The organism is Sorangium sp. So ce448, from assembly GCF_051520915.1.
Classification (GTDB): domain Bacteria; phylum Myxococcota_A; class Polyangia; order Polyangiales; family Polyangiaceae; genus Sorangium; species Sorangium cellulosum_B.
Genome location: NZ_CP150343.1, coordinates 1,982,016 through 2,006,403, shown reverse-complemented (window position 1 = coordinate 2,006,403; position 24,388 = coordinate 1,982,016). Strand labels below are relative to the sequence as shown.

The 24,388-nt window shown below is 71.0% G+C and carries 17 protein-coding genes; 12 read left to right on the top strand and 5 right to left on the bottom strand.

The features are described 5' to 3' along the window. Positions 1-49 precede the first annotated feature (49 nt). On the top strand, positions 50-2,362 hold the full coding sequence (locus tag WMF45_RS07605) for a di-heme oxidoredictase family protein (protein ID WP_437716277.1): 2,313 nt from the start codon (positions 50-52) through the stop codon (positions 2,360-2,362). Between the two features lie 113 nt (positions 2,363-2,475). Here the strand turns inward: WMF45_RS07605 and WMF45_RS07600 are convergent, their stop codons facing one another. Further along, complete coding sequence (locus WMF45_RS07600) at positions 2,476-3,261, bottom strand: SDR family NAD(P)-dependent oxidoreductase (RefSeq protein WP_437716276.1); 786 nt, start codon at positions 3,259-3,261, stop codon at positions 2,476-2,478. Between the two features lie 1,029 nt (positions 3,262-4,290). Here WMF45_RS07600 and WMF45_RS07595 point away from each other — a divergent pair. The 11 genes from WMF45_RS07595 (at position 4,291) to WMF45_RS07545 (ending at position 20,424) form a co-directional block, all read left to right on the top strand. Beyond that, on the top strand, positions 4,291-5,292 hold the full coding sequence (locus tag WMF45_RS07595) for a Vgb family protein (protein WP_437716275.1): 1,002 nt from the start codon (positions 4,291-4,293) through the stop codon (positions 5,290-5,292). A gap of 159 nt (positions 5,293-5,451) precedes the next feature. Continuing rightward, entirely contained in the window at positions 5,452-6,546 is a 1,095-nt protein-coding gene (locus WMF45_RS07590) for a substrate-binding domain-containing protein (RefSeq protein WP_437716274.1), read from the top strand. 313 nt (positions 6,547-6,859) lie between these two features. Continuing rightward, complete coding sequence (locus WMF45_RS07585; protein WP_437716273.1) at positions 6,860-9,796, top strand: hypothetical protein; 2,937 nt, start codon at positions 6,860-6,862, stop codon at positions 9,794-9,796. Between the two features lie 43 nt (positions 9,797-9,839). Then, complete coding sequence (locus tag WMF45_RS07580; RefSeq protein ID WP_437716272.1) at positions 9,840-11,660, top strand: hypothetical protein; 1,821 nt, start codon at positions 9,840-9,842, stop codon at positions 11,658-11,660. A 145-nt stretch (positions 11,661-11,805) separates the two neighbouring features. Next, positions 11,806-14,220, top strand: coding sequence for a lysyl oxidase family protein (locus tag WMF45_RS07575; RefSeq protein WP_437716271.1), 2,415 nt, complete (start codon positions 11,806-11,808; stop codon positions 14,218-14,220). 99 nt (positions 14,221-14,319) lie between these two features. Further along, on the top strand, positions 14,320-16,074 hold the full coding sequence (locus tag WMF45_RS07570; RefSeq protein WP_437716270.1) for a M16 family metallopeptidase: 1,755 nt from the start codon (positions 14,320-14,322) through the stop codon (positions 16,072-16,074). Between the two features lie 4 nt (positions 16,075-16,078). Next, a complete protein-coding gene (locus WMF45_RS07565; protein WP_437716269.1) occupies positions 16,079-17,686 on the top strand; it encodes a M16 family metallopeptidase in 1,608 nt (535 codons plus the stop codon). Next, positions 17,683-18,486: a phosphatase PAP2 family protein gene (locus WMF45_RS07560; protein WP_437716268.1), complete on the top strand. Its 804-nt coding sequence runs from the start codon at positions 17,683-17,685 to the stop codon at positions 18,484-18,486. Before WMF45_RS07565 ends, WMF45_RS07560 begins: the two co-directional genes overlap by 4 nt. 92 nt (positions 18,487-18,578) lie before the next feature. After that, positions 18,579-19,037, top strand: a complete 459-nt coding sequence (locus WMF45_RS07555; RefSeq protein WP_437716267.1) for an SRPBCC family protein — start codon at positions 18,579-18,581, stop codon at positions 19,035-19,037. A gap of 406 nt (positions 19,038-19,443) precedes the next feature. After that, complete coding sequence (locus WMF45_RS07550; RefSeq protein WP_437716266.1) at positions 19,444-19,773, top strand: hypothetical protein; 330 nt, start codon at positions 19,444-19,446, stop codon at positions 19,771-19,773. A gap of 18 nt (positions 19,774-19,791) precedes the next feature. Then, positions 19,792-20,424 (top strand): hypothetical protein, encoded by a 633-nt coding sequence (locus WMF45_RS07545; protein ID WP_437716265.1) that lies wholly within the window; start codon positions 19,792-19,794, stop codon positions 20,422-20,424. A gap of 79 nt (positions 20,425-20,503) precedes the next feature. Here the strand turns inward: WMF45_RS07545 and WMF45_RS07540 are convergent, their stop codons facing one another. From WMF45_RS07540 to WMF45_RS07525, 4 genes are all read right to left on the bottom strand, one after another. Next, positions 20,504-21,667 (bottom strand): sigma-54 interaction domain-containing protein, encoded by a 1,164-nt coding sequence (locus WMF45_RS07540; RefSeq protein ID WP_437719506.1) that lies wholly within the window; start codon positions 21,665-21,667, stop codon positions 20,504-20,506. 152 nt (positions 21,668-21,819) lie between these two features. Continuing rightward, the gene (locus WMF45_RS07535; RefSeq protein ID WP_437716264.1) at positions 21,820-22,575 is read right to left on the bottom strand and encodes an ABC transporter ATP-binding protein; all 756 of its coding nucleotides are present in this window, start codon (positions 22,573-22,575) and stop codon (positions 21,820-21,822) included. A gap of 114 nt (positions 22,576-22,689) precedes the next feature. Next, entirely contained in the window at positions 22,690-23,472 is a 783-nt protein-coding gene (locus tag WMF45_RS07530; RefSeq protein WP_437716263.1) for an ABC transporter permease, read from the bottom strand. A 23-nt stretch (positions 23,473-23,495) separates the two neighbouring features. Next, positions 23,496-24,356 (bottom strand): ABC transporter permease, encoded by an 861-nt coding sequence (locus WMF45_RS07525; protein ID WP_437716262.1) that lies wholly within the window; start codon positions 24,354-24,356, stop codon positions 23,496-23,498. Positions 24,357-24,388: the final 32 nt, after the last annotated feature.

Sequence of the window (24,388 nt, the reverse complement as noted above, 5' to 3'; positions counted from 1 at the left end):
TCACACCGGAGGTCGAAACGCGATGTTCGAAAGCCGCTCATGTCGGTTGGTGTCCGGGGGTCTCCATGTCGCGCTCGGGCTGCTCGTGACCTGCGCAGCAGAGCTCGGGTGCTCGAGCGATCCGTCGCCCGCGTCTCCCTCGCACGGGTCGCCCTCGCCGGAGTCGCCCTCGCAGGGCGACGGGGGCGGTCCGGAAGGCGCGCCGCCCTGCGAGGAGACGAGCGACGGGCCAGCGCTGCCGCAGGCGTTCGCGCTGAACTGCGGCGGGTGTCATAGCGCCCACGGCAAGCCGACCGGCGGGTTCCCCGATCTGTTCGCCTTCGACGGCACCCTGGAAGAATTCACGGCGCAGGTGCGCACGGGGCGCACCGAGGACGCGCGCATGCCGGCCTTCGGCGAGCAGCAGATCGCGACGGCCGACATCGAGGCGATCTTCGCCTATTTCTCCGCGGGAGCGCCGCCCGCGCCGGCCTGCGACGGCGGCGCGGTCGATCCCGGCGAGTGCTCCGGCGTGGACGGCGAGATCTCCCCGCTGTTCCCCTCGGCGACGGCGGGCAAGCCGATCACCACGACGGCCGCCGATGGGACGATCACGCTCGAGGCCGCAGGGCGCGTGCGCGGGCGCCACGAGAAAGAGGAAGAGTTCAGCCCGTACCAGCCGCGCTATTTCGAGAACCGGAGCTACAAGTTCATCGTCGAGGACACGATCCCGGCGGGCGGAAGCGCCATCAAGTTCACCTGGCTCCCCAAAGCCAACGCCTCGCTCAACCAGACCATCAATTTCCGCTGCTGGTATTCGGGAGAGGGCAACGTGTTCGACTCGAACAACGGCATGGAGCGCATCACGAACACCCACTGGGAGTTCGTCGTCGATCGCAACGCCAGGGACAGCAGGGAGATCCGCGCGGGAGATCTGCTCGAGTTCGAGTTCGGGGTGTTCCTTGACGCGGGCACCGTCGAGGGGAGGACGAGCTATTACAGCGACACGTTCCGCTACCGCGTCGGGAGCGGCGAGCTGACGCCGTTCAACGAGCCGAACGAGGCGGCCCTGTCGGGCGGCGACGGGACGATACCGTACATCTACGAGGAGCCTCACCTCTATTACGAGCAGATGGCGCTCAACATCCAGGAGAGCTCTATCCAGCCCTTCCTGGAGGGGCGCCGCCTGTTCCATACCGATTTTGCCACCGGCGAGCACAGCGAGGGCGGTAACCCCGTCTTCGACGAGCACGCCGGCAAGGCGGGGCCGCTCTCGAACCAGGCCGCGTGCGTGAGCTGCCATATCAACAACGGTCGCGGCGCCCCGCCCGAGCCCGGCGAGGCGATGGAGACCGCCGTCGTGAAGCTGTTCGGCGCAGGCGCGAACGCGGAAGGCGGGCCCACCGCCGACCCGAGCTACGGCCGGCAGCTGCAGGACAAGGCGCAGGGCGGGGGCGCGAGCGAGGGTACGGCCACCGTGGCCTATACCGAGGAACCCGGGCAGTTCCCCGATGGCACGCCGTACGTCCTGCGAAAGCCCACGTTCCGCTTCGACGGGCTCTCCGCAGGGCCTATCGCGAGCTACTCGGTCCGCGTCGCGCGCCCGCTCGTGGGCATGGGCCTCCTCGAGGCGATCGCAGAGGAAGCGGTGCTCGAGCGCGCAGACGGGATGGACTGCAATCAGGACGGTATCTCGGGCCGGCCGAACCTGATCCCGGACCCGGTCTCTGGGGTGACGCGGATAGGGCGCTTGGGCTGGAAGGCGAGCAAGGTGAGCGTGCCTCACCAGGTCGCCGACGCGCTGGTGGCGGACATGGGCGTGACGACGAGCCTGTTCCCTGTCGAGGAGTGCGGCGAGGCGCAGACGGGTTGCCAGGCCGGCACGCGCGGAGATCCCGAGCTCTCCGACGAGGATCTCGACAGGCTCTCCGTCTACATGCGCATGCTGGGCGTGCCGCCGCGCCGTGACACGGCGGACCCGGCCGTCCAGCGCGGAGAGGCGCTGTTCAGCCAGGCAGGGTGCGCGAGCTGCCATGTCCCCTCGATGAAGACAGGGAGCCGCCACCCGCTCGTCGAGCTGCGGGATCAGCTCATCCAGCCCTTCAGCGATCTGCTCCTGCACGACATGGGAGAAGAGCTCGCGGACACGTCGGCGAGCGACCACCTCGCGGGGCCGCGCGAGTGGCGGACGCCGCCGCTGTGGGGCATCGGGCTGCTCGAGGCCGTGAACGGCCACACCCAGCTGCTGCACGACGGCCGCGCGCGGAACGTCGTCGAGGCGATCCTGTGGCACGGCGGCGAGGCGGACGCCGCGAAGCAGCGCTTCATGGCGCTCCCCGCGGGAGATCGCGACGCGGTGGTCGCCTTCCTGCGCTCGCTCTGAGCCCCCGCCTCGCGGAGCTCGCTCCGGGCGCCCCTCCCCGCCCCCGCCTTCCTTCGGCTGGCTCGGGCGCTCGACCCGCTCGGCGTTCCCGGCGCAGGAGGGGCGCGTTCCGCTCAGAACCCCGACCGGCGCGCCATCCGCCGCGAGAGCCAGCGCATGGGGCCAGGCGCCACGCGGGCGGCGAGGCTCGCGGTCTTCACGAACAGGCTCGTCTCCAGGACGTCGCGGCCCGCATCGACGGCGCGCACGATCATCTCGGCGACCTCGTCCGGGCTCTGCTTCTTGTGGCCGGGCGGGCGGTAGCCGACGTTGTCGTCGGTCACGACGGCGTTCGCGTGGAACGGGGTCTCGACCGGCCCCGGCCGCACCACGAGAACGCGCACGCCGCGCGACGAGAGCTCCGCGCGGAGCGACATCGCGAGCGCCTCCAGCGCGAACTTCGACGAGGCGTAGGGGCCCATCCGCGGCGCCGCGACGAGCCCCGCGATCGAGGAGACCATGACGAGGGTGCCTTTCGTGGCCGCGAGGGGCTCGATCGCGAGCTGCGCGAGGCGCACGGGGGCGACGACGTTCAGCCGGTAGAGCGCCTCGAGCTCGGCGGGATCGATCTCGATCGACGGCGTGTAGTAGCCGCGCCCGGCGTTGTTCACCAGCACGTCCAGCCGGCCGTACGCGCCGAGCGCCCGCTCGCAGAGCGCCTTGCGATCCTCCTCGACGGTCACGTCGCCGGCCACTGCGAGGGCGTCGCCGCCCGCCGCGCGCACCTCCGAGGCCACCCCCTCGAGCGCGTCCCGCCCGCGCGCGCTCAGCACCACGCGCGCGCCGCGCTTCGCCCAGGAGAACGCGAGCGATCGACCGATTCCGCTGGATGCACCGGTGATGACGATGACGGGAGCCATGTCGGCGAGAGTACACGACCTCCGTATGATGAGGAGAAACTTGCGACCGCTGGCGGCCCGCCGGGCCGACTGGGCGGGCCGCCAGCGGCCGAGATTCATGCTTCCGCGATCTCGGGCGGGGCTCCCTGACGGCATACCGTCGCGCTCGCTGGAGCGGCGGTGTCGGGCGCTGGCGCTCTACCGATCCGGCACAGGACCGTCGCAGAGCTGCAAGCCGGATCAATCTCCAATGCCATCCACTGCGCCGATCTACGACAACACGATCACGCCATAACCAATGGCGCGGCGTCGGTAATACGTAACACAATCTTCGCGCACTTCGTCCTCGCGCCGATTATAGTCCGCCGCACGCAGAGCCGCCGGGGGGGCAACGGCTGCCGTCTCCCCGCATAGCGAGCCATCACGTGTGGGGTTCGATTGCGTGATGCGTCCGACCCGCGCAGCTGCTCGAGCGTTCGAGCGCTTCATCAGTGCATTGTGACGCGAGATGAAAGGCCCGGTCAGGAGCGCGGCTCGTCCGCGCTCCGCCCGGCGGCAGCGCCGCGGAGGCGCCTCGCGATCGTGGGAGTGACCCGACCGGGGTCCGGCCATCGGCTGCACGCGGCCATGGCCGTTCAGACAACCTGCTTGGTGTGTCCGGCCAGCGCGCGATCTCGGCGTGGCGTTCTCATTGCGCGCGCCTGACGCGGACACCCCACCGACGCGCGAGGCGTGATTCGCTCCGCGGATCCATGGCTCATCCGACGAGCGAGCGGGCGCGAATCGACACAGGACGGAATCTGGATTCGGGGAGGGATCTGGGACGCACCGTGTGCACACGCAGTTCATCAACGCAGTTCCGAACGGGACGACGAGCGGGATCGTGATGTGCCACCGACGCGCGGTAGCGCGAAAAGGCGGAGGGCGGGAGCGCGCTGACCGACGCTCTCGCCGCGCAACGCCTGCGCGCGGCGCAGCTGCGGCATTCACAGCTCCTCGGCAGGAGATCTCGCGAGACGACCTCAACCTCCAGCCCGGACAGAGGACGAGATGAAGAAGAAGTCGATTGTTCCATTGCTTGTCATGGTCGGCGCCGCCCTCGCGGCGCAAACAAAGCCGGCCAGCGCCGGGCATTGCCCGGCGGCGTCCGCGGGAGACATCACGGAGTACGCCATTGCTTCGAACGCCACGCCGGGGGCCATCACGTTCGGCCCTGATCACCGCGTCTGGTTCGTCGAGAGCTCCGCCAACATGATCGCGGCCGCAGATTCCAGCGGCAACGTGACCGAGTACCCGCTCGCTGCCGGCGCGAACCCGCTCGGCATCACCCTCGGCCCGGATGGCCGGCTCTGGTTCACCGAGGCGGGGAGCAACCGGATCGGGGCGATCACGACGAGCGGCGTCGTTACCGAGTACGAACTCCCGACCGCCAACTCGAACCCGTTCGCGATCACGCTGGGATTCGACGGGAACCTCTGGTTCACCGAGCTCCTCGGCAACAAGGTCGGTCGCATCACGCCGGCCGGGGTGATCACCGAGTTCACGCTGCCGACGGCGAGGAGCCAGCCGCGCGGGATCGCGGCCGGGATCGACGGCAAGCTCTGGGTGGCCGAGTCGTTCACGAGCAAGATCGCGCAGATCAGCACATCCGGGGCGGTGACCGAGTACCCGCTGCCGCCCGCGGCGTCGGGCCCCAACGCGATGACGCTCGGGCCCGACCTCAACATCTGGTTCACCACGGCGAACGAGATCGCGAAGATCGACGCGGCCGGGAACGTGACGGAGTTCGCGCTCCCCGCGCCGAATCGCGGCCCCACGTCCATCACCCTCGGGCTGGACGGCAATCTCTGGTTCACGGAGTCGTTCGGCAACAAGATCGGGCGCATCACCACGAGCGGCGTCGTGACCGAGTTCGATCTCCCGAACACCAACTCTCGCCCGTTCGGGATCACCCTGTTCCCGTCGCTCAGGGGGTGCGGCCTCCTCGACATCTGGTTCACCGAGCGGCTGGGGCGGCGCCTCGGCAAGATCCGCGCGGTGACCACCCGCTGAGCGGCGCGCGGCGCGAGAGATAGAGGCTTCACGCCTGCCGGCGAGCGTCTCGGCGCCGCAGGCGGTCTTCGTTGACTTGCTGGCTGATAGATGCGCGCCGGCGCACCGAAATGCTCGAGGTGCACCGGCGCACCGTCGCTTTCAACCATGGAGATGAACATGAACAAGATGGGCAAATTGGTTCTTTCGGCGCTCTCGGTCCTCGGCCTCGCGGCGTGCGCGGTGAGCAGCTCGGACGAGGCAGTGGTCGTGGGCGAGTCGCAGGATGCGCTGGTGAGCGGCACGGGCTTCTCCGGGGGCTTCTTCGGGTCGGACACGCTGTTCGACGCGATGTCGAGCGCGGTCGCCGCGTCGGGCGTCTCGGGCCTCACCTACCTTGGCACCGGGTCGGGCAACGGCGAGCGGTGCCTGCGCGGCACGGCGCCCGGCGTGACCTACGGTGGCGTCACGTACTGCAACGGGACCAAGCAGCAGACGATCGCCCCGATGTCCCGGGACTTCAACGGCACCTGCCAGAGCGGCGACAAGTCCAACCGCATCGCGAAGGACGCCGTCGCGCTCTGGACGAAGAGCACCCAGACCGCGACGGACGCGGACACGAGCCCCACGGACAGCGTGAAGGGCGCGTTCTGCGGCGACGGCAGCGGGAGCGCGGTCAGCTGCGCGGCCTTCGACACGTGGGGCGAGTTCACGACGGGCTCGTCGAACCCCTCGAACCTGCTCAAGCTTTACCGCCGCGACGACGCCTCGGGCACGACCGACGCGTTCAAGTCCCTCACCGGCTGCACCACGTTCTGCGCCGGCGTCAAAGTAGTCGTCGACGACGCGACGGCCGGGCCGCGGCTCTCGACCGACACGGCGGGGACCTCATCGCTCACGATGTGCTCGTCGGGCGACTCGGTCACCACCTGCCTCGGCAAGATCGCCGCGAGCGACGTCGACGTGCTCGCGTACGCCGGCCTCGACGCGACCAACGCGGGCGCGAAGAAGCTCACGGTCGACGGCACGGCCGCGACCGAGGCCAACGTCCGCTCGGGAGCGTACAAGTACTCTCGCTACCTGTACCTCAACGAGGGCAACGGGACCCGCGCGGCGGCCGAGCAGGACTTCCTGGACTGGGCCTTCGGCGTCAACAACCCGGCGGACGCTGTCGCGTTCGAGAACGCGCTGATCAGCAACGGCTTCATCGCGTGCACCAGCCCGAGCAACTCGCCCCGCACCCCGCTCAACTGCGGCGCCGGCAAGTGCCCGTGAGCTGAGGGCCCATTGATGAAGGACGGAGCGCGCCTCGCGATCCACCGCGACAGGCGCGCTCCGTTCGACACGCGTGGCGAGCGCGGCGCCTCCTCATTACTCGCCAAGCGCCGCGCGTCGCCAGAGACGCGCGCCGCCCGCAGCGCGGTACGAAGGGACTGCAATGGCGTCACGGGTCGATGACAGCCACCATTCACGGTTGTCCCAGAGGCTCATCGGTGGCATTTCGGCCGCCGTGGCGACGGGGGTTCGCACTGCGAGCGCGGGGAGTTGGCAGATGCATTCAGCTTGGCGTCGAGAGACGACGAGATCGATGGTGCTGTTGCTCGGGCTCGTGTCCCTGGCCGGCTACAGCTGCGGGGATGACGACACCGGCGCAATGTCGCCCCCGGAGGGCAGCGATGGCGGCGGCGGCACCGGCGGTGTTGGCGGACGCGGTGGAAGCGGTGATGGAGACGGAGACGGCGGAGGGGGGGCGGCGACGCCTCCGCGTCAATGCGCGCCGGCCCGAGCGCACGAGCGGATCCCGCAGCGCCATTCGACCACCGTCGAAGATGCCCTCGACACGTTCGACAACCTCTCGGGCGAGATCGAGATCCAATGCGGCAACTGCCACAAGGCCCCGGCGCAGCAAGGAGATTTCTCGTACACGGGCACCCCGGAGAACCTGTGCACCGCGCGCGGCAAGAGCGGCAAGACGCTCGTCGACGTCATGCTCAGCGGGGACATGCCCTACATGATCGGCGGGCAAGAGGCGCTCGGCCGGCGGCTCCAGGCGTGGATCGAGCAGGGATGCCCCTCAGGCACGTACGTCCTGCCGAAGGGCGACATGGAGGTCAATCCGGGCGGAGACATCGTGACGCCGCGCGAGATCGGCGACGCGCTGACCGAGCTGGGGAGTTGCATCCCCGACGCCGAGATCGCCGGCCGGGACGAGGAGCTCGACGAGCGCTTCGCCGCGATGCGCTCGTTCGAGGATCTCCCGGTCAAGCTGCCGGAGACCGACTTCGTCTCGCTGGACGCCGAGGTGCTCGCGCGCAGGGGGACCTTCGCCTACGCGCCGACCTACCCTCTCTGGTCGGACGACGCGGCGAAGCTGCGCTTCGTGCACGTCCCGGCGGGACAGGCCATCACGTACGACCCGGCGGCGAAGGAGCTCCGCATCCCGCCGAACACGCGCTTCTACAAGACGTTCTTCAGGGCCGTGGTCGAGCCGGACGGGGTCACGCGGTACCGCAAGATGGAGACCCGCATCATCGTGACGCGCGAGCGGGCCGAGGACGCGCTCTTCGGCACGTACGTGTGGAACGCGGAGGAGACGGGCGCGAAGCTCCTCGGGACCGGGCTCGACCCGGCCTCGCCGGACAGCAAGGAGCTCTACCTGAATGGAGAGCCGTTCCCCGATTACGTCCGCCCTTACGTGGCCGACGAGACCACCGGAGCGCTGCAGAGCTACCCGGTGCCAGGCGCGACGCGGTGCGTGGCGTGCCACGCGGGCTCGGAGAGCGAGAGCTTCGTCCTCGGCATCACGCCCCTCCAGCTCCACCGGCGCCCCCGAGGGGAAGGCGGCGTCTACGCGCGCGACATCCTCGCGGATGAGCTCGATCAGCTCGATCGCCTCATCGCCTACGGCGTCGTGCGCGGCACCTCGACGACCCTCACGCCCGCCGACTTCCCCAGGCTCGAGGAGTCCGCGCTGCCCCGCCGGCCGCGCAACGACGACGAGCTGAACATGCAGGCGTACATGGCGGGCAACTGCGCGCACTGCCACAACCCGCGCGGCTACGCGGTGGCGAGCAAGGCGACGCTGCGAGGCCTGGACATGTCGCCAGGCGGGGCCATCTTCGGGTTTCACCTGAACACCCTGGGCTCTGACGGGCAGCCCTACTTCCCTCCTCAGCCCACGTCCTTCGACGAGCGATCCATCCTGAACTCCATGCCGAGCGGCGGGATCTACCGTCGGGTCGTGCTTCCCACAGGCGCGTGGACTCCCCGCGAGTTCGGCCTGCCCGTGGACAACGAGGAGGTGAGCGCATTCTTCAATCTCCACATGCCGATGCACACGGCGTCGGTGGACTGCCGCCTGCCCGTCCTCGTGGCGCGCTGGTGGGCGTCGGTGCCGCGCGATTACGAGCGTGGGGGGCAGGAGGCGCCCGAGGATCCGGAGGCCATCGCGCTCGCCAGGCGCACGGCGGACGGCGCGGAGGCGCGCGCCCTCGACGATTGCGAGCAGCACCGCGCCATCGGGTGGGTGCTCGAGGACACGACCGAGCGCTACCCGTACGTCCCGCGCAACATCGACTGGAAGACGAAGCTCGACGACTGGATCCGCGCGGAGCAGGTGACGAGCGAGCACGAGGTGCTGGCGAAGAAGGTCTACGCGCAGGGGTTCTTCGCCCCGCGCTGCGCGTTCCCGGGGGACGCGCCAGAGCCGGAGACGGTGGAGCCGTGGATGATCAATCCGGGCACCGGGAAGCCGCGCCAGCCGTGGAGCGCGCTTTACTGGGCGACCCCGGGGCAGCATATCTATGCCGGCATCTGCGCGAACTGTCACGGCGTCCAGGGAGACGCTCAGACGGGAGCGGCAAGGGCGCTCCGCGCGACCTCCGGGGCGAGGGTCGCGAGCTTCCCGGACGGGCTCTTCGGCCCGCGCTGGGCAGCCAACGAGAACCTCGCCACGTTTCATGGACCGGACGCCGGAGAGCACGACCTCGGCCCCGACGGGGCTGCGAAGTACCTCGTGTGGATGGCGACCGGGGGCACCACGGTCTCGTTCGGCCGAACCCCGGAGGAGGAAACGACCTTCTTCAATGTCTTCGTCAACAATCGGATCGTGACCGCGGTGCCGATCCCGCTCGATCTGGCGAGCGCGAAGGAGGCGTTCAAGCGCTCGAAGGCGAACATGCTCGGCGTCGCGCGCGCAGCCTGCGACGAGATCCGCACCGACGCGCATCGGTTCGGAGCCGCGTACGACGCCGCGGCCGCGAGCGGAGATTGGGCGCTCATCCTGAGCAACGCGGTGGCGCCGGAGTTCGGCGTGCCCATGTGGAGGGACGTGTGCACGCTCGGGAACCCGCTCACGGACGACCTCCGCGCCGCAGACGCGAGCTCGCCGGAGGTCGACGCATGGCTCCGGAGAGCCATCTTCAACGCCGGCGTGATGGCCTACATCTATATGCGTGACGAGCTGACGAACGGAGTCATCGCTGTTCCGCGTGACGCCTGCGAGCTGAAGTATCCGAGAGAGTGAACCGCTCCGGCTCACGCGACGCCCTACATGGAGATCTGATGCAATGAAGACGCGTCAACAATGGCTGTTCGTGGTGGGTGCGCTGGGCGGGCTTTCGGTCCTCACAAACGCTTGCGGGGACGACGATGGCGCGCCCCCTCGGGAGCAAGGCACAGGGGGGACCACGAGCGCCGGCGCCAGCGCGTCGTCGAGCGGTGGCTCTGACGACGGTGCCGGCGGTGCCGGCGTCGGCGGCGACGGCGGCGACGGCGTCGGCGGCGACGGCGGCGCCAGCGGGACGGGTGGCGGCGGCGGCGCGGGCGGCGCCGGCGGCGTCAGCGGGACGGGTGGCAGCGGCGGCACGGGCGGCGCCGGCGGCGGCGATCCGCAGGAGTGTGGTCTGCCGCCGGATACCGATCCTGCGCCCAAGGTCCGGTTCATCAATGCCCTTATGCCGAACCTCACGAACAGGCCGGTGGGGGTCGGCGACCCGCCCGCGCTTCGCCTTCACATCAACGGGACGCCGCTACCCGAGATCGAGGCCGTGTCGCCTGGTAGGGTCGCCGCATCCGTCACGAGGTACGCGAAGGTCACGGCGGGCGCGATCACCTTCTCGGCGCGGAGCGACGACGAGACGAGCGGCGGTGCCGGCGGCGCCGGAGCAGGCGACGCGCTCACGATCACCGCCGATCCGATGACGGTCACCGCCGGGGTGCGCTACACGATCGTGGCCGCCGGGATCCTGGGCACGACCGACACGACGGCGCCGCGGCTCATCATCGCAGAAGAGCGGTTCACGACGCCTTCATGCAGCGAGGTCGCCCTGCGCTTCGTGAACGCCGACTCCAACACCTGGAATCCCAAATCGTTCTTCATCGACCGGAGCGCCACGGCCGCCGCGGCGCTCGACGGGTTCAGCGCGAGCGCCCCAGAAGGCCTGCTCGTGCCGCTGTCGACCCGGTCGATCACGGTCACCGCGCCCAGGGCCTTCGGTCCCACGGGTCAGGCCCCGTTCTCGCTGCCCGCCGGATCGCTCGCCGCCGGGCGATCCTACCTTGTCATCGAGACCGGACAGCCGACCCGCGTCGTCGATGACGCCCGCGCGCACGGCCTGCTCGTCGTCCCGGCGGAGGACGACTCACCCGCCGTGTTCGTCAAGCGGGATCCGCTCGTCTATCTCTTCCACGCGTCGCTGCCGCCCACGCCGTCGCCTCTCGAGGTGTACTCGGGTGCGGAGAGGATCGCCATCAACCTGAGGTATGCACAGGCGCCGACGTACACCGATCTTCCGCCGGGTGATTCGACGCTCTCGCTCGTCGCGCCCGGCTCCGGCGCTGGCGAGGGAGGCGGGGACTCGGGTGACACCGTGGTGGTCGACGCCCAGCGGACGGGCCGGCTCGACGCCGGGGCTATCTACCTGGGAGGCCTGCTCGGAACCACCGGCGAGACAGGCGGCAGGGCGCTGCAGCTCAAGCTGTGGAAGGTCCAGCCGGACTTTCCCGGGGCGCTCACCACCCCGCGCGCCATGTTGATCAACGCCTCGGCGACAGCCCCCTCGGCGGATCTCGGCCACTGGTCGATCCATGAGGACGGGACCCGAGGTGACACGTTTACCCCCGTGCTCGCGGATGTCGCGTACGCCTCGGGCAGCGCCAGCACGGGGGTTGAATTCGCGGCGCCGCGCGCCTCCGACCAGCAATGGTTCGGGGTTCGATCGGCCGATGCCATCCGGAGCTTCTCGGGATCGCTGCCAACACACTGGTACGCCGCTGTCCTCATGGGAGATTGGGGCTCATCCGACGGTGCAAGCGCCGCGCAGATCGTGTTCCTGAGGAACTTCGGCGCCGTCCCCGCGGCCATCCCGTGGTCGCTGCCGAGCCCCTGACCGGTCGTAATCCTGCGCACCTGGTCGACCGTGCTGATTTCCGCCGCGCGCACCCCTACGATGCGCAGCTTGCCTGGCGGCCTGCCGCAGCGGCGCCCGCAGACCGGCGGGCGCCGCTCGTCCGCTACGCCTCACCAGGGTGCACATGAAGAAGGTCGTCGAAGCGCTGTTGATGGGATCGTGGCTCCTGGCGGCAGCCGCGTGCAGCGATAACGAGCCATCCTCGGGCGCGGCAGGAGGCGGCAGCGCGGGAGACGGCGGTTCCGGCAACGGCGGTGGGTACGGGAGCATCCGTTGCCCCGGCTCGGACATCGTGTGTCCCGGGGGCGCGCGGTGTCAGATCGACGCCGAGGGCAAGGCGTCGGGCTGCGCCGCCGCGTGCGACGAGGCGCGCGCCTGCGGCGACGCGGCGTGCTGCAGCCCCGGCGCCACGTGCGTGCGCGGCGGCTGCGAGGCGGCGGACCTCGTGCTCGGGCCCCCGGAGCAAGGAGAGCCTGTCACGTTCGCCACGGTCCGCGTGGACGAGGACGCGTGCGAGCTGCTGCATGGGTGCTTCGGCGCGAGCGGCCGGCGGGCGCTCATGCGCTTCCACGTCTCGCTCAAGAACGCCGGCGACGTTCCGCTCGACCTCGGCGCGCCCTCGGAGAGCGACGTCTTCGAGCCGAATTTCTGCGAGAACAGCTACGTCGTCCCGCGCTTCTTCCGCGCGCGCCTCAGCCAGGGCGGCGCGGCGGTCGCCGAGGCCGAGCTCGACGCACGCTGCGTCGCGATGCCAGGCGGCAAGTACGGCTGCGACGCGCAGGGCCTCGGCCCGGGAGAGCACGTCGAGCAGCCCGGCACCGTGGCGTGCAACGCCCTCGACGTGACCGGCGTCCCGGCCGGGCTCTACGAGCTCGAGATCACCGTGAACCCGGACAGGACCGTCGCCGAGGCGCGCTTCGACAACAACACGATCGTCCTCCCGGTCGATTACTCCGCCTGCGACGGCGCGATCTGCGGCGGCGCGTGCTGTCCCAGCGGCCACGCGTGCGAGGCCGGCGTCTGCATCGTGCCCGACCTGCGCCCGGACAGGCAGCGCATCGTCGACACGATCCGGTTCTCGTACCAGACGTTCCCCAGAGACGCCTGCGAGCTCATGGAAAGGTGCATCGGCGGCCCCGGCCGGCGGCATCTCCTCGAGTTCGAGGGGCGCGTCGAGAACGCAGGGCCCGGCCACCTCGACCCCGGCCCCGAGTTCAACAGCCCGCTCTTCGAGTATGCGCAGTGCCACCAGCACTTCCATTTCCTGGACTTCACCGATTACCGGCTGGTCGACGCGGAGGGCGAGGTCGTCTCCCTGGGGCACAAGCAGGCGTTTTGCCTCGTCGACATGGAGCCCCTCGATCCTTCGTCCCCCGCGCCGCGCGGCTACCCGACGTCGGGAGGCATGGGGTGCAACTTCCTGAGCGCGGGCTGGGCCGACACCTACGACGTCGGCACGCCGTGCCAGTGGGTCGACGTGACGGACGTGCCCGAGGGGGACTACACCCTCCGCGTCACCGTCAACCCGGTCGGCACGATCGCCGAGCAGGCGATCGAGAACAACGTGGTCGAGGTGCCCGTCCACGTCCCGGCGTTCGCGCCCTGCGAGCCCGAGCCGGAGATCTGCGGGGACGCGGTGGACCAGGACTGCGATGGGCTCCCCGACGACGGCTGCGAGGGCGAGGGGTGCGCCTCCCCGGTGCCCGAGGTGTGCGGCAACGCGGTCGACGAGAACTGCAACGGCGTCCCGGACGACGGCTGCGCGACGATCCCGGGCGCCGACCGCTGCGAGACGCCGGGGGAGCTGGCGGGCTCGATGGATTACGCGGCGGAGATCACGGCCGGGAACACCTCCGACGTCGCGCTGCCGTGCGGCGGCAGCGGCGGCGAGGTGTTCTTCCGGTTCTCGCTCCCGTCCGACGAGGTCGTGTACCTCGGCACCCTGGCGTCGGACGTCGACACGGCGCTCGCGGTGCTCGAGGGCGACGGGTGCGGCGGTCCCCCCGTCGGCTGCGCGGCCGACAGCTGCGGCGACGCCGCGCCGGGCGCGCACTTCGCGGCCAGGCTCCGGGCCGGGACGTACACGGTCGTGGTCAAGGCCGCGCACCCCGAGGCGCTCGGCACGGTCCGCCTCAGGTTCCAGCGCGCGTCGTGCCTCGGCGAGAGGGCCGGGGTCATCCCGGGCAGCGGCCTCGTCAGCGGCGACACCACCGGGGCGCCGATCCCTCCCAGCTCCACGTGCGGCGCGAGCAGCCCTGAGCAGACGTTCTATGTCCCGGTCTGCCCGGGGATGTCCACCGTGGTGTCCTCGTGCGGCCTGACCGGCTTCCCGATGACGATCAAGACCGCGGACGACGCATGCAATCCCATCAACATCGAGTGCTTCGGCCCGCTCAGCGCATGCGCGGGCGACAGGGAGGGCGTGAACTCCCGGATTTACGGGGCACGACCGGGAGGGAGCCTCGGCGCCATCACCGTGAAGGGGCGTACTCCGGTGGATTTCGGGCCGTACCAGCTCTTCGTCACGCCATTCCAGTGACAGAGGCGCGCCGCGGGGCGTGAACACACAGCGCCGCGCCCCCATTCCACGAGCGAAGTTTGCGCTCGACCTCGGGCGATCTGCGCTAAAACCGCGCCCATGCGAGCCCACCACCGGTCCGAACGGACGCGCCTCCGGGCGCTCTCGTCCCTGTCCAGCGCGCTCGTCGCCGCGCTCGGTCTGACGTTGCCCGCCTATGCCGCGCCCCCGGCCGCAGCGCCGGCGCAGCCTGCGGCGGCTCAAGCTGCGGCCAAGCCCACGCCCGCGGCGGCGGCGCCGGTCGCGACGAAGGCGCAGCCCGCGGCGGCGGCGACCAGCGTGAGCGTCGCGATCCCCGTCGAGAAGTACACGCTGGAGAACGGGCTCGAGGTGGTCCTGCACGAGGATCACCGCACGCCCGTCGTGGCCGTCAACGTCTGGTACCACGTCGGCTCCAAGGACGAGCCGCGCGGGAAGAACGGCTTCGCGCACCTGTTCGAGCACGTCATGTTCCAGGGCTCGAAGCACGTGGGCGAGGACATGTTCTTCAAGTACCTGGAGCGGGCCGGCGCGAGCGAACGCAACGGGACGACGAACAGCGACCGCACCAACTACTTCGAGACCGTCCCCGCCAACGAGCTCGCGCTGGTGCTCTGGCTGGAGAGCGACCGGATGGGGTGGCTGCTCGACCACGCGAACGACGCGACCTTCACGAGCCAGCGCAACGTCGTGAAGAACGAGCGCCGCCAGAACTACGAGAACGCGCCCTACGGCCTCGTGCCGCAGTTCCTCCGCGCGGCCCAGTTCCCGGAGAGCCACCCCTACCACCTGCTGACCATCGGCACGCCCGAGGATCTCGACGCGGCGCAGATGGACGACGTGAAGGCCTTCTTCCGGACGTTCTACGTGCCCAACAACGCGACCCTCGTCGTGGCGGGCGACATCGAGCGAGACAGTGCGAAGGAGCTCATCCAGAAGTACTTCGGCCCCATCGCGAAGGGCGCCCCGCCGCCCGTGGCGACGAAGCCCGACCCCGGGGACCTCGCGACCGAGAAGCGCCTCGACATCGAGGCGGACGTCGAGCTGCCCCGCGTGACGATCAGCTGGGTGACGCCGCCGAGCTTCGCGCCCGGCGACGCCGAGCTCGACCTCGTCGCCAACGTCCTCGCCTCGGGCAAGACGAGCCGCCTCTACAAGAAGCTCGTGTACGATCTCCAGATCGCGCAGGACGTCTTCGCGTTCCAGCAATCGAGCCAGCTCGCCAGCACCTTCCAGATCACGGCCACGCTGAAGAAGGGCAAGTCGCCCGAGCAGGCCCTGAAGCTGATCGACGCCGAGCTCGATCGGCTGCGCAAGGCGCCGCCGACGCAGGACGAGCACGACCGGGCCCAGGCCAAGGTGCTCTCGGAGCTGGTCTTCAGCATGGAGCAGGTGACGGCCCGCGCGAACGCCATCAACAACTACAACCAGCTCACCGGCGATCCGGGGTACTTCCCGAAGGACGTGGCCAGGTACGAGAAGGCCACCGCCGCCGACCTGCAGAAGGCGACCGCGGATCTCCTGCCCCAGGGCAGGCGCGTGATCGCCCTCGTCACGCCGAAGCCGGGCGCTCCGAAGGCCGGGCGCCTCGTGAAGCAGACCGGGGCGGCGACGCCCGCGGCGGCGGGCGCGAAGCCCACCACCGCGGCGCCGTCGGCAGCGGCGAGCGTGCAGCCCGCGGTCGCGGCGTCCGCGGCCGCGCCGGCAGGCGCGAAGCCCGCGGCCGCGCCGGCGACCGACAAGCCGGCGGCCGCGCCGGCCCTCATGAAGCCCGCTGGCGACAAGCCCGCGGTCGACAAGCCTGCGGCCGGCCCGGCCGCGCCGAAGGGGGGTTGAGCCCATGCGCATGAAACGAACCGTCTCCGCCTCGCTCGCAGCCGTGGCGCTCGCCGCCTGCGCTCCGGTCACGTCCACGCCGCCCCCCGCGCCCCCCGGCGCACAGCCCCCCGCCGCGGCGCCGCCCGCCGCCGCGGCGGCGGACGACTTCCGCAAATCGCCGCCTCCCCCCGGGCCGGAGGTGGTCTTCCAGCCGCCGCGGATCGAGGAGGCGAAGCTCGCGAACGGGATCCGCGTCCTCGTCGTGGAGCGGCACGAGCTGCCGATCGTGGCCGTGGACGTGACGACCGTCCGCGGCGCCGACCAGGCCGAGCCGGGCGTCGGCGCGTTCGCGGGCGCGATGCTCATGCAGGGCACCAGGACCCGCAGCGCGCTCGCGCTCAGCGACGCGCTCGGCAAGCTCGGCGCGAGCTTCTCGTCCGCGGTCGGCTTCGACGGCGGCGGCGTGGAGGGCCAGAGCGTGACGCCGCGGTTCGGCGAGATGCTCACGCTGCTCGGCGACGCGTACATGAACCCGGCCTTCGCGCCGGCGGAGATCGAGCGCGAGCGGTCGCGCCGCATCACCCAGCTCGCCGAGATGAACGATCGCCCCGCGTCGCTCCTCTCCATCGCCCAGGCCCAGGTCCTCTACCCCGAGGGCCACCCGTACAGCGCGCCGCTGATCGGCACCGAGGCGGCGCTGAAGAAGATCACGGCGGGCGCCCTGGCGAAGTTCCACGCCGCGCAGTTCCGGCCGGAGCTGACGACCGTCGCCATCGCCGGGGACATCACCAAGGCCGACGCGGTGAAGGAAGTGGAGCGGGTCTTCGGCGCCTGGAAGGGCCCGGCCTCCGCGCCGCCCGCCCCCGCCAAGGCGGCGATCCCCGCCGATCCGCCGGCGCTCGCCGCGGGCGCGCCGCGCGTCGTCGTCGTCGACAGGCCGGGGCTCACGCAGTCGACCGTGACGGTGGCGCTGCCGGGCGTGCCGCGCGCGACGGCGGACTACGACGCGCTGCTCGTGATGAACACGCTCCTCGGCGGGCAGTTCTCGAGCCGGCTCAACCTGAACCTGCGCGAGAAGCACGCCTACACCTACGGCGCGCGCTCCGGCTTCGACATGCGCCACGGAGCGGGCCCGTTCGCCGCGGGCGGCGCCATCGTGCGGGAGAACACGGGCCCCGCCGTGAGGGAGATCTTCGCGGAGATCGACCGGATGCGGAGGGAGCCCATCACGAACGAGGAGCTCGCGGACGCCAAGGCGAACCTCATCCGCCAGCTGCCGGCGCGCTTCGAGACGGCGGACGCGACAGCGTCGACGATCGCGGGCCTCGCGGTCTACGATCTGCCGCTCGACGAGTACGCGACGCGACCGGCGAGGCTCCAGCGCATCACGCCCGCGGACGTGCAGCGGGTCGCGCAGAAGTACCTCGTGCCCGAGCAGCTCCGGGTCGTCCTGGTGGGCGACGCCGGCGCTGTCGGAGAGCAGCTCTCGGCGTTGCAGCTCGGTGAGGTCATCGTGCAGAAGGCGCCAGGCGTGACGGCCGGACCGGCGGCGGCGGCCAGCAAGCCGGCAGTGCCCGGCAAGCCGTCGGCGCCCGCTGCGCCCGCGCCCCCCGCAGCGAAGAAGCCGTGAGGTACGCCGCGCCGCTCGCCTGCGTGTGCGCGCTGGCGTGGAGCGCGCCCGCCGCCGCGCAGGCGGGGCCGGCGGCCCCGGACTGGGCGTTCGGCGCGCCGGGCGGCGAGGTGGCCCTCGCCGCGGCCTGCACCGCGTCGCTCGCGACGTACCTGCTCCCCCAGCGGCGCTCCGGGTGGGGCGCCGCCTCCAGCGAGGAGCGCAACGACGCGGTCGGCCTCGCCAGCGACATCACCGGCGCCGCGGCGGGCACGCTGCTCCTCCTCGGCGGCGGGTACGCCCTCGAGGGCAGCTACCTCGCGGGCGCCGGTGTCCCCCGCCCCTACGCGCGGGCGCTCAGGACGTCGCTCATCGAGGTCGAGGCGGTGGCGCTGTCGACCGGCCTCTCGAACGTGATCAAGCGCCTGTCGGGCCGGTGCCGGCCGCGCTCGTGGCGGACCGATCGGTGCGGCGAGACCGACCTCGATTTCGACGCCTTCCCCTCGGGTCACACGACCCCGGTGGCCGCCATCGCGGGCGCGCGCCTGAACCTCGCGCTGCGCACGACCGGCGACGCCGCGCCGCGCCTCGGCGCGCTCGCCCTCGCCGAGGCGGCCACGGTGGTGACGATGGCGCTGCGGATCGGCGCCGGCGCGCACTCGTGGCAGGACGTCGGCGCCGGCATGATCCTGGGTCACGTGACGGGCTTCGCGATCGCGGCCGTCCACCCGATCCGGCCGAGCGAGACCCGGTACGCGGCCGGCGTGATGCCCGGCCCGCCCCCCGAGCCCGCCGCGGTCACCTGGTCGTGGGTGTTCTGACGCCACGTCGAGAGGCCGCCAGGAGCGGCGGTGATGCGCGTCCGCTCCTCGAAGAGCCTCGAAGAGGGGCGTAATGCGATCCATGCTCGCGCATGCCCACCTTCGAGAAGCGCACGCGCATCGCCGCGCCCCCCGAGCGGGTCTTCGCCTTCCACGAGGAGCCTGACGCCCTCGAGCGCCTCACGCCCCCCTGGGAGCACGCGCGCGTGCTGGAGAAGACCGGCGGCATCCTCGTCGGCGCGCGCGTGGTCGTGGAGACGCGCGTCGGCCCCGTCCCTCTGCGCTGGGTCGCGGAGCACACGCAGTACGAGCCGGGGCGGATGTTCCAGGACACGCAGCGCAGCGGGCCGTTCAAGCGCTGGGTGCACACGCACCGCATGGACCCCGACGGCTCGGGCGGCTGCTACCTCACGGACCGCGTGGAGTACGAGCTCCCGCTCGGCGCGATCGGCCGGCTCGGCGGCGGCCTCTTCGTCCGGCGCAAGCTGGAGCGGATGTTCGACTACCGCCACGAGGTGACGCGACGGGCCTGCGAAGCCCCGCCGCGGTAGCCTGCTCGCCGATCGCCGCGTCCGCCGCACGGCGCGCGCGCGACCCGCTGATTGCGAGGACAGGCGCCGGGCCCAGGTTCCTCGCAATGCCGCGGCGCCCGGCGACGGCAGGAAAAAGGAGCATGGCTATTTGCCATCGCGGCCAGTGCGGCGCGATCCATCAGGTTGTGTTGCGAGTCCAGCGAGGCAGGCGCGCCCTTGGCGGATTGTTTGATTACGCGCCGGTCGATACGCCCATTTGGATTTCTGCGTGCCCCCGAGCGCTGCATTCTGCGTGCCCCCGAGCGCTGCATTCTGCGTGCCCCCGAGCGCTGCATTCTGCGTGCCCCCGAGCGCTGCAGTGGAGTGGGCGCGGGAGACGAGCAGAACTTGGCCGCTCACCACCCTTTCGGCGTAGTCACGCGCCGTGCCGAGCACACCGCATGAGGTCCTGATCGTCGCATTGCGTGAGCAGCCCGGATTGCTCGGCGCGCTCGTCTCCAAGATCACCGGCGTGAAGCTGCCGCGACGCCTCAAGCCCGCCGACGCCACGCTCCGCTTCGTGAAGCCGGCGGAGCTGCGGCTCGATCTCGTCCTTCATGGCGGCCGGCGCCGCTGGGTCCTTGTCGAGCTGCAACGCAGCGTCGATCCGGCCAAGCGCCGCCGGTGGCCCCTCGCGGCCAGCCTGCTCTTCAGTCAGACCGGCGCGCTCGGCGACGTGATCGTCATCACCGCGCGCCGCGCCGTCGCCCGCTGAGCCGAGCGCGTGGCGTGCGTGCGGACGCGCCTCGGGACCTTGCTCCAGCTCAAGCCCGTCGTGCTCCACCTCGGCCACGCCGAGGGCAAGGCGCTGCTCGACGAGCGCCACCCGGAGCTCGCGCTCTTCGCGGCCTGGGCCATGCAGCACCGCCATGGGCCTCGGGCGCGCGCCGTCGTCGAGCGAGCATTCGAGCTGACCGAGCGGCTGCCGCGCGCGTTGCGACGGGCCCAGCAGCGTGCGATCCTCTCCGTGCTCAGCGAGCGGATGCTGGAGCTCCTCGGAGAGGCATCGATGAATCCCGACAAGATCCCGGAGACACCCGCTGCCCGGAAGCTCCGCCTCTTCCTCGAAGCACAGGGACGGAAGAAGGGCCGGGCCGAGGGCGAGGCCAAGGGCCGAGCCGAGGGCGAAGCCAAGGGCCGTCAAGACGCGCTGCTCACGCTGCTGCGGGCGCGCGGGCTCTCCCCCTCGCAGGACGACGAGACGCGCATCCGGGCCTGCGCCGACGCGGCGAAGCTCGATCGGTGGATCGCGCAGGCGGCCACGGCCAACACGGTGCGAGAGGCCCTCGGGATCAGAACCCCGGCCGCGAGGGCTCGCCCCCGCACGCCGGGTCGTCCCCGGCCGGCCTCCCCGTCGCGCTCCTAAGGCGCCCCCGCACGCCTCGCTCACCTCACCGCGCCCGCCGGGACCAGCGCGCCCAGCAGCGCCGAGCTGACGCGCGCGCTCAGGTCGTCCCCGGGGCGCGCGGCGCGGAGCTCGCCTCCCCTCGCCCGAACGCGGCGGCCGCCGTCCCGCCGCGCGACGCCCGGTAGCGCGCCAGCTCCCCGAACTGCGCGAGCCGCGCGCGCACGATGTTCCTGCTGATGCCGAGCAGCCTGGCCGTCTGGAGCTGGTTGCGATCGCAGTAGCGGTACGCCGTCCGGATGATCGTCTCCTCGATCTGCTCGTGCAGGTTCGGCAGGTTCTGCTCGAACAGCGCGAGCAGCGCGCCCTCCAGCGCCGTCGCCTGCGGCGTCGGCCTGACCTGGGACACGGCGCCCGTCGCCCCCTCCTCCGGCGGAGGAACGCTCGCCCCGGCCTTCGGCAGGAGCGCCGTGAGGCGCAGATCCGCCGGGGTGACCTCCTGGCCTTTGCAGACCAGGAGCGCGTGGTGCATCGCGTTCTCGATCTCCCGGATGTTCCCGGGCCACGGGTGCCCGAGGAGCCGCGCCGTCGCCTCCGCCGTCAGCACGGCCGGCCCCGAGCCGAGCCGGTGGGCGTAGAGCTCTAGAAAGTAGCGCGCCAGCGGGAGGATATCGCCCGGCCGCTCGCGCAGCGGCGGGAGCGCCAGCGTCGCCACGTTGAGCCGGTAGAAGAGATCCTCGCGGAACTTCCGCGCGATCACCGCCTCCTCCAGGTTCACGTTGGTCGCCGCGATGAGCCGCACGTCGATCGGGATTGGCTGGCGCGAGCCGAGCCGCACCACCTCGCGCTCCTGCAGCACGCGGAGCAGCTTGACCTGGAGCGGCAGCGACAGATCCCCGATCTCGTCGAGGAACAGCGTCCCGCCGTCCGCGGCCTCGAACCACCCGGCCTTCGAGGTCGTCGCCCCCGTGAAGGCGCCCTTCTCGTGGCCGAACAGCTCGCTCTCGACGAGCGACTCCGACCAGGCGCCGCAATTGACCGCCACGAAGGGCCGCCCCCGCCGGTGGCTCAACGCGTGGATGTGACGGGCCACGATCTCCTTGCCCGTGCCGGTCTCCCCCGTCACGAGCAACGTCGCGTCGCTCGGCGAGAGCTGCCGGATCCGCTCGAGGATCGCCTGCGAGCGTGGATCCTCGAAGACAAGCGCCTTGGCGCGCACAGAAAGGGCCGGCGAGCTCGTGTTGGGAAGCGTGAGCAAGGGCATCGTCATCGGGCTTTACTCACCATGATAGCGGATGGCTCGTCCATTATAACGGATGGTCCTGCCATGCGCCAGAGATCTTTCTCCGGCGCGGCCCTACCGGCTGTCCCAGATGGCTTCGGGCCTTCCGTCACGCTGCGCCTCGAGCCGTCGCGCTAGGCCTCGAGCAGGTAGCCGCGCACCTCGTCGACGAGGGCCTTGATCTCGTGATCGGTGCGGGACCTCGGGCGCGGCGCGCCGACAGGGACGACCTGCTTGATCCTCCCGGGCCGCGGCTCGAGCACGACGACGCGATCGCCGAGGAACACCGCCTCCTCGACGTCGTGCGTGACGAGGATCATCGTGACTTTCTCCTCCTGCCAGATGCGCTGGAGCTCCTGCTGCAGCTTCGCGCGGGTCAGCGCGTCGAGCGCGCCGAACGGCTCGTCGAGCAGCAGGATGCCCGGCCGGTTGACCAGCCCTCGCGCGATCGCCGCCCGCTGGGCCATGCCGCCGGAGAGCTGGTGCGGGTACGCCCGCTTGAACCCGGACAGGCCCACGAGCTCGAGGTGCTCGTCGACGGCGCGGGCCTTCTCGGCCCCCGTCCACGCCGAGCTCTCGAGCCCGAGCGCGACGTTCTGCTCGATGGTGAGCCAGGGGAAGAGCCGGTGCTCCTGGAAGACGATGCCCCGATCGAGGCTCGTCCCCTCGACGCGCGCGCCGCCGACGAGGATGTCGCCCTCGTAGTCGCCGTCCAGCCCGACGAGGAGCCGGAGGAGCGTCGATTTACCGCAACCGCTCGTGCCCACGACGCTGATGAACTCGCCGGGGTGAATGGTCAGGCCGATCCCCCGGAGGACCTCGAGGGGCTTGTCCTTGACCACGTACTTCTTGCTGACATCACGAATGTTGATGACTCCAGGCGAGCCCATGAGTTCCTCCTCGAAGCAGACGAAGCAGACGAAGCAGACGAAGCAGACGAAGCAGACGAAGCAGACGGAATCAGACGTTGGCGACGTTGGCGACGTTGGCGACGTTGGCGACGTTCACACGCCGCGGACGCGCCATCGCAACAGGCGGTCTTCCGCGGCCTTGGCCAGCGCGTTCAGGCCGAAGCCCACGAGGCCGGACACGATCAGCCCGACCAGCACGACATCCATGGCGAAGCGCTCGCGCCCGTCCACCATCAGGCTGCCGATCCCGGGGGCGGGCTCGAGCAGGTACTCGGCCCCGAGCGTGCCGAGCCACGCGTAGATGAGCCCCTGGTGCACGCCCGCGAAGAGCGACGGCGCGGCGGACGGCAGGATGACCTTGCGGAGGGTCTGCCACCGCGAGAAGCGGAGCACCCGCGCCACCTCGATGTGCTCGACACCGACGCTGCGCACGCCTTCATAGGTGTTCACGACGACCGGGTAGAAGGCGGAGAGCGCGATGAAGGCGATCTTCGCCTGCTCGCCCACGCCGAGCCACACCGACATGAGCGGGATCCACGCGAACAGCGCGACCTGCTTCGCCGCGTGGAAGCTCGGTGAGAACAGCTTGTCGGCGGTGCGCGAGACGGCGAGCAGACCGCCGACGGCGCCGCCCGCGAGGATCCCGAGCGCGAGCCCCAAAAGATCCCGGACGAGGCTGGCGCGCAGGTGTACCCAGAGATCGCCGCTCTCGTGCAGCGCGCTCGCGGCGTTCCAGACCGCGAGCGGCGGGACCAGGATGCGGGTGTTGGCGAGCTCGTAGCGGCAGACCACGAGCCACGCGACGAACAGCAGGACGGGCAGGAGCAGGCCGCGCCGCAGCCGCGGCTGGATCAGAGCATGGGTGATGGCGCTCATCGTGTGGGTTCTTCTGTGAGGTGTTAGAGGGCGACGCGCCGCCAGCGGAGGAGGCGGGCCTCGATCGCCTCGAGCCCCTTGTCGAGCACGAGCCCGACGATCCCCACGACGAGGATCGCCGCGAGCACCACGTCGAGCTGGAACAGCTGGCGGCCCCAGACGATCAGGAACCCGACGCCCTCGGAGGACGCCAGGAGCTCGACCGTGACGAGCGACAGCCACGCCTGCGTCAGGCCGTAACGGACGCCGACAGCGATGGACGGCACCGCGGCGGGGAGCACGACCTTCCGGAGCAGCTGAGCATGGCTGAAGCGGAAGACCCGGGCCACCTCGATGTACGATCTCGGCACGTTCTTGATGCCCTCGAACGTGTTGATCGCCACCGGGACGAGGCTCGCCTGCGCGATGAGGATCAGCTTGAGCGACTCGCCGATCCCCGCCACCATCATGACCAGCGGCAGCCACGCGAGCGCGGGGACCTGCGCGAGCGCCTTGAAGAGCGGGTGGACGTGCTCCTCGAACCGCCGCGAGAGCCCCATGGCGATGCCGAGCGCGAGGCCCGCCGCGCCGCCCGCGGCGAAGCCACCGAGGACGCGACCGAGGCTGATGGCGATGTTCGTGTGCAGATCGCCCGAGCTCGCGAGCTCGGTCAGCGTCTGCACGACGAGCCCTGGCGCGGGCAGGATCTGCGCCGGGATCAGCTCGCGCTGCGAGGCGTAGCTCCACGCGAGGAGGAGCGCCGCCGGGAAGACGAGCCCCACGGCGACGTTGCCCACCTTCCGCGACAGGAGCCTGGAGGCGCCGCCCGCGGGCAGCGCCACGTCGGGCGCCGCGAGCTTGTAGCCGGCCTGGGTCTGGCTTTCTTGAATTCCCTGCTGCGTCATCTTGGTTGCCTTTCTCTCGTGGCGTTCCGCCC

Excerpts from the sequence above, each read along its gene's own strand:
- WMF45_RS07600 (WP_437716276.1), bottom strand. The coding sequence starts at position 3,261 with ATGGCTCCCGTCATCGTCATCACCGGTGCATCCAGCGGAATCGGTCGA.
- WMF45_RS07595 (WP_437716275.1), top strand. The coding sequence starts at position 4,291 with ATGAAGAAGAAGTCGATTGTTCCATTGCTTGTCATGGTCGGCGCCGCC.
- WMF45_RS07590 (WP_437716274.1), top strand. The coding sequence starts at position 5,452 with ATGAACAAGATGGGCAAATTGGTTCTTTCGGCGCTCTCGGTCCTCGGC.
- WMF45_RS07585 (WP_437716273.1), top strand. The coding sequence starts at position 6,860 with ATGGTGCTGTTGCTCGGGCTCGTGTCCCTGGCCGGCTACAGCTGCGGG.
- WMF45_RS07580 (WP_437716272.1), top strand. The coding sequence starts at position 9,840 with ATGAAGACGCGTCAACAATGGCTGTTCGTGGTGGGTGCGCTGGGCGGG.
- WMF45_RS07575 (WP_437716271.1), top strand. The coding sequence starts at position 11,806 with ATGAAGAAGGTCGTCGAAGCGCTGTTGATGGGATCGTGGCTCCTGGCG.
- WMF45_RS07570 (WP_437716270.1), top strand. The coding sequence starts at position 14,320 with ATGCGAGCCCACCACCGGTCCGAACGGACGCGCCTCCGGGCGCTCTCG.
- WMF45_RS07565 (WP_437716269.1), top strand. The coding sequence starts at position 16,079 with ATGCGCATGAAACGAACCGTCTCCGCCTCGCTCGCAGCCGTGGCGCTC.
- WMF45_RS07555 (WP_437716267.1), top strand. The coding sequence starts at position 18,579 with ATGCCCACCTTCGAGAAGCGCACGCGCATCGCCGCGCCCCCCGAGCGG.
- WMF45_RS07540 (WP_437719506.1), bottom strand. The coding sequence starts at position 21,667 with ATGCCCTTGCTCACGCTTCCCAACACGAGCTCGCCGGCCCTTTCTGTG.
- WMF45_RS07535 (WP_437716264.1), bottom strand. The coding sequence starts at position 22,575 with ATGGGCTCGCCTGGAGTCATCAACATTCGTGATGTCAGCAAGAAGTAC.
- WMF45_RS07530 (WP_437716263.1), bottom strand. The coding sequence starts at position 23,472 with ATGAGCGCCATCACCCATGCTCTGATCCAGCCGCGGCTGCGGCGCGGC.
- WMF45_RS07525 (WP_437716262.1), bottom strand. The coding sequence starts at position 24,356 with ATGACGCAGCAGGGAATTCAAGAAAGCCAGACCCAGGCCGGCTACAAG.